This is a genomic window from Orenia sp. (genome assembly GCF_055140805.1).
The window spans coordinates 1-11795 of the sequence record NZ_JBSQYM010000043.1 but is presented as its reverse complement, the minus strand read 5'-3'; the positions used below and the strand labels follow the sequence as shown (position 1 = coordinate 11795).

General features: G+C 32.8%; 6 protein-coding genes and 4 tRNA genes. All 10 read left to right on the top strand.

Annotated features, from left to right (window positions below; all coding sequences use genetic code 11):
• Positions 1 to 243 precede the first annotated feature (243 nt).
• The 10 genes from ACTCDL_RS06170 (at position 244) to glgP (ending at position 11561) form a co-directional block, all read left to right on the top strand.
• Entirely contained in the window at positions 244 to 927 is a 684-nt protein-coding gene (locus ACTCDL_RS06170) for an NAD(P)/FAD-dependent oxidoreductase (RefSeq protein ID WP_463175067.1), read from the top strand.
• Positions 928 to 1024: 97 nt separating this feature from the next.
• The gene (locus ACTCDL_RS06165) at positions 1025 to 1738 is read left to right on the top strand and encodes an NAD(P)/FAD-dependent oxidoreductase (RefSeq protein WP_463175066.1); all 714 of its coding nucleotides are present in this window, start codon (positions 1025 to 1027) and stop codon (positions 1736 to 1738) included.
• Positions 1739 to 1992: 254 nt separating this feature from the next.
• Positions 1993 to 2077, top strand: a tRNA-Tyr gene (locus ACTCDL_RS06160).
• Positions 2078 to 2183: 106 nt separating this feature from the next.
• Positions 2184 to 2272, top strand: a tRNA-Leu gene (locus tag ACTCDL_RS06155).
• 117 nt (positions 2273 to 2389) lie between these two features.
• Positions 2390 to 2465, top strand: a tRNA-Met gene (locus ACTCDL_RS06150).
• 26 nt (positions 2466 to 2491) lie between these two features.
• Positions 2492 to 2568 (top strand) — tRNA-Met (locus ACTCDL_RS06145).
• 1262 nt (positions 2569 to 3830) lie between these two features.
• Positions 3831 to 5564, top strand: a complete 1734-nt coding sequence (gene glgA / locus ACTCDL_RS06140; protein WP_463175064.1) for a glycogen synthase GlgA — start codon at positions 3831 to 3833, stop codon at positions 5562 to 5564.
• Between the two features lie 145 nt (positions 5565 to 5709).
• Complete coding sequence (locus ACTCDL_RS06135; RefSeq protein WP_463175062.1) at positions 5710 to 6465, top strand: DUF4912 domain-containing protein; 756 nt, start codon at positions 5710 to 5712, stop codon at positions 6463 to 6465.
• An 863-nt stretch (positions 6466 to 7328) separates the two neighbouring features.
• Positions 7329 to 8978 (top strand): glycoside hydrolase family 57 protein, encoded by a 1650-nt coding sequence (locus ACTCDL_RS06130; protein ID WP_463175060.1) that lies wholly within the window; start codon positions 7329 to 7331, stop codon positions 8976 to 8978.
• 51 nt (positions 8979 to 9029) lie between these two features.
• Positions 9030 to 11561 carry an alpha-glucan family phosphorylase gene (gene glgP / locus ACTCDL_RS06125; protein ID WP_463175058.1) on the top strand — a complete coding sequence of 844 codons (2532 nt, stop codon included), beginning with the start codon at positions 9030 to 9032 and terminating at the stop codon, positions 11559 to 11561.
• Positions 11562 to 11795 lie beyond the last annotated feature (234 nt).

The following is an 11795-nucleotide window of genomic DNA, read 5'->3' as shown; positions in this document are numbered from 1 at the left end:
AATATATAGATAATGCGATACTTTTGGGAATCTGGAATCAGTAGTCAGGAATCAGTAGTCAGGAATCAGTTATAAACACTGGTTCCTGATTCCTAATTCCCGACACGAAAGTATCGCAATTTTCCCATTAACTAACACTCTCTATATCAAGTTTATTAAGTATTATATTTAATAGGATAAGTATAAATTTAATTTTACCTCCAGATACTAATTTTGATTAATTATATCTAAGGAGGCAAACATATGGATGTGAAGAGTCAAGGAACTAAGAAAGATTTATTGGCAAAAGGGGCAGTCTTACAACGTGATGGAACTTATGCAATTGCGCCCCATAGTCCAGGAGGAATCTTAAATCCTGATGAATTGATTAAGATTGGTGAAATAGCTAAAAAGTACAATGCTGCAGCTGTTAAAGCAACTAGCTCACAACGTCTAGCTATTGTGGGGTTACAGGAAGAGGATATAGATAATGCTTGGAATGATTTGGGGATGGACCCAGGATATGCGATTGGTGTCTGTGTTAGAAGTATCAAGTTTTGTCCAGGAACTACCTTCTGTAAAAGAGGTCAGCAGGACTCTGTAGGGATGGGAATGGAGCTGGATAAGCGCTATCATGGTGTAGAGCTACCAGGTAAGTTTAAGATGGGAGTAAGTGGTTGTGTCAATAAATGCATGGATACAGAGTTTAGAGATCTGGGGTTGATGGGAACAGCTAAAGGATTCCATATCTATGCAGGGGGGCATGGTGGAGTCAGAGCTAGATTGGGACAAGTTATAGCTGAACATCAGACTGGAGAAGACTCTTTACAGATTATAGATAATGTGATTAATTATTTTAAAGAGAATGGCAAAAAGAGAGAACGCTTAGGAGAATTTATTGACCGAGTTGGGATGGAAGATTTTAAAGATAAGGTATTAATACAGTAGTGTGAGTTATATGTGTGAGTGTGAGCTAAAGATTTTAGGGAGTATTTAACACACTCACACACTAATTACACATACTAATCAGATTGGAGGAACTAATATGATTCAGTTACCACAAGGGGCAAATTTGCAAAGGATTAAAAATGGAAAGAGAAGTTATGCAATTACTCCTCATATCAGTGGGGGGCTAACTAATGCTAAAACATTAAAAAAAATTGCTGAAGTTGCAGAAAAATATGATTGTATAGTTAAAATAACATCTGGCCAGCAGATTATGTTAATTGGTTTAGAAGCTGAGCAGGTAGAGCAAGCTTGGCAAGATTTAGGGATGAAATCTAAAGATAAATCTGGTTTAAGGTGTAGAGGTATTCGCTTCTGCCCTGGAACAAGTTTCTGTAAGCGAGGAAAAGCTGATTCAGTTAGACTGGGAATGGCTTTAGAGAATAAGTATTTAGGAATGGAATTACCTTCAAGAATGAAGATGGCTGTCAGTGGTTGCCATTTATCTTGTACGGCTCCAGCAATTAGAGATATTGGTGTAATAGGTCATGAAGAGGGTTTTGAATTGAGAGTTGGAGGAGCAGGGGGGCATAATCCTAGTTTAGCTAAGACTATTGCTCATCACTTAAGCCATAAACAGGTACTATTATTTGTAGAAAAGATTATAGATTATTATAAACAAGAGGGTAAGGTAGGCGAGAGATTGGGTGAGATGATAGAGAGAATAGGTTGGAATGAGTTTAAAGATACAGTCATTGATGAAGAGCTTAGCAACCATATAGGAGTAGAAAATTTTGAAAAGATAGCAGAGTGATTGATATTAATTCATATATATTATTTAAGTTGTATTTGAAATAAATTTAATCTTGTTCATTAGAAATATTTAGCATATGATCAAAGGGATTATCCATTGTTTCGAATCTTTTAGTCATTTATTATAGAGTTATTAGAAGAAATTAAAGTTTATGTTTGACATTAATTTTATGTTATGATAATATATTAAATGTCGCACAGGAAATCATTCAATTGAAAGTGTGTTATTTATTTCTAAATATTCATTAAAATTATGGAGGGGTTCCCGAGTGGTCAAAGGGAGCAGACTGTAAATCTGCCGGCGACGCCTTCAGAGGTTCAAATCCTCTCCCCTCCACCATAAAAAACCAATTGACAATGTACAGTTGACAATTAACAATTAGAGATCATAAGGTTTAGAGATTTTGATTGTACATTGTACATTGTTAATTGTAAATTAGCAATATGCCGAGGTGGCGGAATAGGCAGACGCACCGGACTTAAAATCCGGTGGGATTTAACTCCCGTGTCGGTTCGAGTCCGACCCTCGGTACCACTTAAAAAACAGTTAATAGTTTACCGTTAACAGTGAACAGTTAAGTTCAAAAGATTTTTAAAGAACTTAAGGTCTAAACTGTACACTTTACACCGTACACTGTCAACTCAATAATGTCTCGGGGTGGAGCAGTTGGTAGCTCGTCGGGCTCATAACCCGAAGGTCGTTGGTTCGAATCCAGCCCCCGCAACCAATAAAACAGTTAACAACTATATACATGGCGGTGTAGCTCAGTTGGCTAGAGCATACGGTTCATACCCGTAGAGTCGGGGGTTCAAATCCCTCCGCCGCTACCATAATAAAAATTTTAAATTAGAACTGTTTCCAAATAAGGAGAGAGTTTTTTTATTTTTATAAACATAAAAAAAGAAGTAGATTGGAATATTCCAATCTACTTCTTTTTGCTTAATTTTGGTGTTTTTTTGCTTTTCGTTCTAGCTCAGCTTGGCGTTCAGCCCTAAGAAGATCTTGCTCCTTAGATTTGACAAAATAAATGCTTTCATAGTACATTGGCATCACCTCACAAGTTTTTTTATGGTAACTTGCTCGGCTACTCAGTACTTTAAAGAGAATCGATTCTACTAAGTACTCTCTTCTTATTTATATTATATGTTACTTGAGAACGAATGTAAACAGTTCTTCTGAAATTTTTGAAAAATTATAATAATTCATATAATTTATATCAATTTATCTCAGGTAGTTATTCTAAAGTTAAATTCAACTATAACGCTATATAGATAAAAAACGACATTTTTTAGGAATCTGGAATCAGGAGTCAGCAACCAGTTATCAGTAAAACAGACTGATTCCAGATTTCCGATTCCTGACACGAAAGTGTACCATTATCTCTATATAGCATTATGGCTAAATTTTATTCTAGATTCACGAACCTATATATATAATAAGTTAATGGATATAAACAGTAACAGGTAATAATTTCTCATTATTTGTCACTAGTTTAGATTTATTCGTCTATATATTCTTTTAACACCTAAAAAAGTTAAAATATATTCATAAAACATAAAATTAACAGCTAAGGTTACAATTGTGTTAAGTAGATGTAAAATCTTTTATCAACTGTAATTAAATACTTTTAAAATCTAAATTTATATGTTAAAATATATTCAACTTACATAAATTGTAAGCTAATGGTTGGATAATAAGTTTGAGATTTTTGGATTAAACTATGTAATCTAAAATACTATTAATACCAATAGGTTATTTATTAGAATAAAAGATTGATAGTCTGGTCATAATTTAAATTGTATGTTTAATTTAAATTCCAGTTATTGAAAGAGTAATCTTAATTAAAATAATATAATTAATCTTTTGCTAAGTATAAAAATTATTTTAATGAACATATAGATAACTAGTATAATCATATATTTAATAAACAATGCAAATGTTAAAATCTATCTTGGAAGGCTCTCAAAAATAAATAAAAAAAATATGTATTAAAATTTTAATTTTGCATAATTATGGATGTGGGGAATATATTTTAGTGTAGTTTTCTTTTATTCAATCTAAAAATATATCTATCAATTAGAGGAGGACTAGGATGAAGAATAATTTAAAGATATTATTTGTATCTTCTGAAGTGGCACCTTTTGCTAAAACTGGTGGTTTAGCAGACGTAGCTGGTTCTTTACCACAAGCTATTAAAAAAGAGGGGCATGATATTAGAGTAGTTATGCCTCAATACGGGCAGATTCCTCAAGAGTATCTCCAAAATTTAGAGCATCAACTTCACTTTAGAACCAGAGTTGGGTGGAGAGATGATTATGTTGGAGTAAATTGTTTAGAAAGAGAGGGGGTAATCACTTATTTTATAGATAATAAAAATTATTTTAATCGAAGCAGTCTTTATGATAATGAGGATAAGCATGTTCAATTTGCTTATTTCTGCCGTACTGTATTAGAGATGTTACCCAAAATAAACTTTCAGCCAGATATTATTCATTGTAATGACTGGCAGACTGGTCCTTTGAGTATTATGCTCAAGGAAAACTATCAAATTTATGACTTTTATAAAGAGATTAGAACAGTTTATACAATTCATAATCTACGTTATCAGGGGGTATTTGGTAAAGAGGTTCTTGATGATGTTTTAGGATTACATTCTAAGTATTGGGATTGGGGAGTGGTTTGCCATGATGACTGTATTAATTATATGAAGATGGGAATTGAGATGTCTGATATGATTACTACAGTTAGTAAAACCTATGCTACTGAAATTAAAATTCCTTATTTTGGGGAAGGTTTAGATTATGTATTAAGAATGAACTCTGATGATTTATATGGTATTGTAAATGGAATTAGCTATCAGGAGAATGATCCCACTTCAGATAATAGAATCTATGCTAATTATAGTATAGATGATCTATCTGGGAAGTATGAGAATAAGAGAAAGTTACAAGAAGATATGGGGTTACCTACTAGGACAGATGTTCCAGTTATTAGTTTAATCTCTAGATTGGTTGAGCAGAAAGGACTAGATTTAATTTCAACTGTTATTGATGAACTGTTACAAGAGGATATACAGTTAATTATCTTAGGGACTGGAGAATATGTTTATGAAGAGATGTTCAAAAAGATAGGATGGCGGTATCCTAATAAAGTTTCAGCAAATATTAGATATGATGGTAATTTGGCACAGAAAATCTATGCTGGAAGTGATATCTTCTTAATGCCATCGAAGTATGAACCTTGTGGTTTAGGACAGTTATTTAGCTTAAGATATGGTACTATACCTGTGGTTAGGGAGACTGGTGGATTGAATGACACTATCAACTCTTATAATGAAGTAACAGAAGAAGGAAATGGATTTACCTTTAGAAATTATAATGCTCATGATATGTTATATACGATTCGTAGAGCTATAAATTATTATCGGCAACCAGAATTATGGGAGAAGTTAGTGAAAAAAGCTATGAGTTCTGATTTTAGTTGGAATAATTCAGCTAATGAGTATATTAAATTGTATTGTAGGTTGCTAGGGTTAGAGCAAGAAGAGATTGATAAGAATAAAGAAGTGGAAACAAAAGTTCTAAAATTGAATATGGATTTAGAGAAGAAATCAGAAGGTATAGGTAACTCAGCTCAAAAGGTTAATCTCAACCTTGCTAGTAAAGAGCTTCTAACTAACTTAAAGGGAGTTGGACCTTCTTTAGCAGGTAGAATTATCGATTATAGAAGTAAAGCAGGTTCTTTTAAGGATTTGAATGAATTAAAGCAGGTAAAAGGAGTAGGTACTAAGCTATTTGGTGAATTAAGGAAGTTATTAACCTATTAATATTATCATTATTATTTATATAAAGTAGATTAATTTTGGTTTTTATATTTGTGGATTTCATAGTTGAAATTTAATAATTATTATTTTATGGAATCTACTGATATTTATAATTTTATAACTATAAGTTTTAGAGGAGGCGTTTAGTATGTCTAAGATTCAAGAGGTAAATTTAAATCAATTAAATAATGAGGAGGTGTTAAGTAGCCCGCAAACAAGTGAGCTGGCTCAAAAGAAGGTATCTGATAATGAGCTCAATCAAGATAATATTAACCAATATCAAATTCCTAATAACTATGGAGAGAATAAGTTAATGTTACAGGTTAAGAATCCAAAGACTGCTCACTTATATTGGGAGTATAAGCTAGATAAGGTCTATGAAGTTTGCCATCAGGCTGGTTATAAAGGTTTAGGAGATGCTCCTTTAGTTTTGAGGGTCTATAATCTTAGTTTGGGTGGTAATTATAATGTTTATTATGATATTGATATTACTGCAGATAATAATAGCTGGTACTTAAATAATTTAACACCGGCAAATATTTATGAGGTCAAGCTAGGTGTGCTGGATAAATTCGGGAATATACATACTGTTTTGGGTTCTAATCGAGTTAGTATGCCTACTAATAAGATCAGTGATGTATTAGATGAAGAATGGATGACAGTTAAAGAGACTATGGATATAATTTATTTATTATCTGGTGCCTTAGCAAGAGGTCAAGAAGGACTTAGTTCTGCAGAATTAATTAAAAAAGAGCTAAGAAAAATCAGTGAAGAGCTTGATCTTGATTTTTATAGTTTGGAAGAAAGAATAAGCTCTTTAGAATTGTTAAACTTAGAGCAATTAGAAGGATCAGCAGAATTACTTAAGGGGTCTGCTGAAATATTAAAGGTATTAGAAAGATAATAAATATATTTAAATTTACTATAAGATTAGATTGTAATAATAACTCTACTTTTATAAAGTCTATAGCTAGATTAGAAAAATAACAGATTGTATTAGTAGAAACACTGATAGAATTAAGGGCTATTGAAATACTTACAAGTAATGAAGTGACCAGTGATGAGAAAAGAGTTTTGTTTATCAGCCATTGCTTGTCACTTGTTACTAGAGTATCTGAGTATAGATTCATGAATCTAGAATAAAATCAACTATAAAGCTATAGAGAGAAAAGTGATATTTAAGAGGTAGACGGGTAGGAGTTAGGAAAATCCAACTAAGTAAGCACCCAACCACAAACTATCTAATAAAAAAGTGTTGCAATTTATCCATTAAGTTTTATTTTAAATTCAGATATATATAGATATCCAAGTCCAAAGTGTAATTTAATGGATATATAGCGATACTTTTAAAATTAGCGTGAGTGGGTGTATGAGTGTGAGTAAACCCCAATAAAAAGAAGCTTTACACACACCCACACTCATAGCTCACACTTGGCATAAAGTGTCACGCTATCTTTCTATTGTTTCATTCTAAAGTTGGATGACTATATAAGAGTTTCTACTTATAGTTTATGAAATTATTTAACTAGTTTTAGATTAAAATCATAATATATTCACTATGATTTTAATAATAGTTTAAGAACATATAAAGGATTATATTTCTAAGTTTTAATTTGTTAAATTGGATTATTTAAGTTCAATTTATTTATATTGGTTAAAAGGAAGGATAAAATACTTTTTTGTACAATTATATTTATGTAAATAGCAAAGTGTTTTTCCAGACTAATCAGTTTATATATATTATTAAATTATTTAGGAGTGATAACTATGGCAGAGGAAAAAGGATATTTAGCATTAGTATTACATGCACATTTACCATTTGTGCGACACCCAGAGCATGAAGATTTTATGGAAGAAAATTGGCTTTATGAAGCCATTACGGAGACATATATACCACTAATCAATCATTTTGAAGATTTAGATCGCGATGGAGTAGAATATAGACTTACTATGTCTTTAACTCCACCATTGATTTCTATGTTAGCAGATCCATTATTACAAGATCGTTATGTTAGGCATATTGATAAATCGATTGAACTGGCTCATAAAGAGGTAGAGCGTACTAAAGATAACCCCGATTTTAATAAGACGGCAAGATTTTACTTAGAGAGATTTGAGAAGGCTAAAGAGACCTTTGTACATAGATATAATAAAAATTTGGTAAATGCTTTTAAGAAGTTTCAAGATTTAGGTTATCTAGAGATTATCACTTGTGGTGCTACTCATGGCTACTTACCATTAATGCAACAGTATCCTGAGGCAGTAAGAGCCCAGATTGAAGTAGCAGTAGAGACCCATAAGAAGCATCTAGGAAGAGAACCTAGAGGAATCTGGTTACCAGAGTGTGCTTATTACCCAGGTGTAGATAAGGTTTTAAAAGAATTTAAGATTAGATTCTTTATTGTAGATACTCATGGGGTATTACATGCTACACCTCGCCCTAAATATGGAGTCTTTTCGTCTATCTATACTCGTTCAGGAGTTGCTGCTTTTGCGCGAGATCAAGAGTCTTCTCGTCAGGTTTGGAGTTCTAAGATAGGTTATCCAGGAGATTATAACTATAGAGAATTCTATCGTGATATTGGATTTGAATTACCTTTAGATTATATTGGACCATATATTCATCCTGATGGAATAAGAATGGATACAGGAATTAAGTATCATAAGATTACTGGTTCAGAGTGTGGTTTAGATGCTAAGCAACCTTATGATCCATATGTGGCAAGGGATAAATCTGCTGAGCATGCAGGTAACTTCTTGTTTAATAGAGCCAAGCAGATTGAATATTTAGATGAATTAATGGATAGAAAACCTATTGTATTATCACCATATGATGCAGAATTATTTGGACATTGGTGGTATGAAGGGCCAGACTTCATTAATTTCTTAATTAGAAAGGCTTATTATGATCAGGATGTAGTTAAGATGATATCTCCAATTGATTATTTAGAAGAGTATCCAAGTAACCAAGTCTGCCAACCACCAATGTGTAGCTGGGGTGCTAAAGGCTATAATGATGTCTGGTTAGATGATAGTAATGATTGGATTTATCGCCATTTACATCATGCAGCAGAAAAGATGATTGAGTTGGCAACAGAGATTCATTATCCTGATGATTTGACAAGAAGGGCGTTAAATCAGGCTGCTAGAGAGTTGCTGTTGGCTCAAAGTAGTGATTGGGCATTTATTATGATGACTGGAACTACTGTTGAATATGCTGTCAATAGGACTAAAGCTCATATTAGTAGATTTTTAGACTTATATAATCAGATAAAATCGGGTAATATAAATGAAGATTTCTTAGGTGAAACAGAATGGAAAGATAATATATTCCCAGATATCGATTATAAAGTCTATAGTAGAAGACATCAGCCTAAAATAGAAGGCAAGGGTGAGGATATCGTGATATCTAGTTAACCCAGCAGCTTTAGTAAAGTAAAGCAAATCTGACAGTTAGAGGTGGTATGGATGCAATTCTATGGTAGTTTATCAGTTAAACCAGAATTACCAGCAGAGATTGAGGGATTAAGTCGTATTTCTAAAAATTTATGGTGGTGTTGGAATCCAAAAGCAGAAAATTTATTTAAGAGAATTGACCTTGACTTATGGGAAAAAGTCAATAAAAATCCTGTAAAGTTTATTTCTAAGGTAAGTTATAAGAGCTTACAGCAGGTTGCTGAGGATGATGATTTTTTAACAGACTATAATAAAGTCATAGAATCTTTTGATAATTATTTGAATAGCCAAGATACTTGGTTTAATCAAAACTTCAAACAATTAGAAGAGAAGAGAGTAATTGCTTATTTTTCTGCTGAGTTTGGTTTTCATGAATCTCTACCAATTTATTCGGGAGGACTAGGGGTTCTTGCTGGAGACCACTGTAAATCTGCTAGTGATTTAGGATTACCCTTTGTTGGAGTAGGAATGCTGTATCGTAATGGATACTTTCAGCAAAAGATTAATAATGAAGGGTGGCAAAAAGCACTTTATTCAGAGCTAGACTTTGATTTGTTAGCAGTAGACCCAGTTAAAGATAGCTCTGGAGATGATTTAATTCTCTCTATTAAATTGGAGCAGAGAGATGTATATTTTAAGGTTTGGGAAGTAAAGGTTGGAAGAATTAATGTTTATTTATTAGATACTGATTTAGAAGTTAATAGTGAAGGTGATAGAAAACTGACTTCTAGATTATATGGTGGAGGTTCTGAAACTAGGATCTCCCAAGAGATTCTTCTTGGTATTGGAGGAACTAGAGCTCTATACAAGATGGGATATAAGCCACTGGTTTGGCATATGAATGAGGGGCATTCTGTTTACCTTGGTTTGGAGAGAATTAGAAATTTAATTAAAGATAATGATATGGACTTCTATCAAGCTATGGAGAAGGTTGCTTCTAATACTGTTTTTACTACTCATACTCCTGTTCCTGCAGGTAATGAAGTATTTACTTTTGCTTTAAAGGATAAGTATTTTGCTAATTACTGGCAGGAGGTAGGACTTACTAGAGAAGAGTTTATGAAATTAGGCATGATTCATGATTATGATGAAGGGTTTGGATTGACTGTATTAGCTTTAAGGTTATCTTGTTTTCATAATGGAGTTAGTGCTTTACATGGTGAAGTATCTAGTAATATGTGGAAGGATTTGTGGTCAAATGTTCCTGCTGATGAAAATCCTATCACTTATATTACCAATGGAATTCATACTTTGACTTGGCTGGCCCCAGAGTGGAAGCAATTATTTGATAAGTACCTTCCAGCCAATTGGCGGGATAGGATTGAAGATAAGGAAGTATGGGCAAAGGTTAAGGAGATTCCTAATCAGCAGTTCTGGAAGGTTCATAGAGCATTAAAGTCTAAGATGATAGACTTTATTCGCCAGAAGGACTTAGCTAGAAAAAAAAGATATAGCGGTTTAGCTGAATTGGATGAAGGCCTATTAGATAAGGATACCTTAACCATTGGATTTGCTCGTAGATTTGCAACTTATAAGAGAGCAACTTTAATTTTAAAAGATTTAAGAAGATTAAAAGAAATCTGTAATAAACAGGGAAAAGAGGTCCAGTTTGTTTTTGCAGGAAAGGCCCATCCAGCTGATATTCCTGGTCAAGAATTAATCAAGGAATTACACAATATCTCTGAAAGCGAAGAGTTTAAAGGGAAGTTTATAATCTTAGAGAACTATGATATGAATTTAGCACGATATTTAGTTCAAGGTGTAGATGTCTGGTTAAACAATCCAAGAAGACCATTAGAGGCCAGTGGAACCAGTGGACAGAAGGTAGCTGCTAATGGCGGATTGAACTTTAGTGTTTTAGATGGATGGTGGTGTGAAGGTTATAATGGTAAAAATGGTTGGGCTATTGGTTATAAATCTGAGTATAGTAACCGTGAAGAACAGGATTTGATCGATAGTAAGTCTTTATATGATACTTTAGAGCAAGAAATTGTACCATTATATTATAATACAGATGATAATGGGGTTGCCCATGGGTGGATTGAGTATATGAAGGAGACTATAGCCAGTAATGCTCCTGAATATAGTACTGACCGTATGGTTCAAGAATATACTAAGAGGCTATATATGCCTGCTATTAAGCGGGGAATGGACTTTGAAGATAATCAAGTAGCCATTGATTTAGCCAAGTGGAAATATATTCTAAGGAGTAATTGGGATAAAATCAAGATTGCTTCTGTAAATCAAGGTGTTCAAGGTAAATTTAATATTACTGATGAGATTGAATTGACTGCTCAAGTTCAATTAGGTGACTTGATACCTGAAGATGTAAGGGTAGAAATCTATTTGGTTGATAAGCAGAATCAGATTTCTTCTAAGGTTATACCTATGGAATTAAAACCTATAGGAGAAGATAATAATTACACTTATAGTGCTAAGATTAAATTTGAGGAGACTGGAGATTATAATTATACTTTTAGGGTTGTCCCAAATTCAGATAGATTAGCCACTAAACATGAGTTAGGTTTAGTTAAGTGGATTTAATTTAATTAAGAAAAGCGTTGGAAAACTCCAACGCTTTTCTAATTTATATTATAGAATAAGTTTAGAGTTTGCTAAGTTAAATAATTTATTTGATGTTTTTTGAAAATAAAAGGGATATAATACTTATAGTTGAAGCTATATAAGTTGAACTAATGTTTTTCTTTAAAGAATTAAAAAGCTTTTTTGCAACGAATTAACACGAATTACACGAATAAAAGGCAAAAAGAATAAATT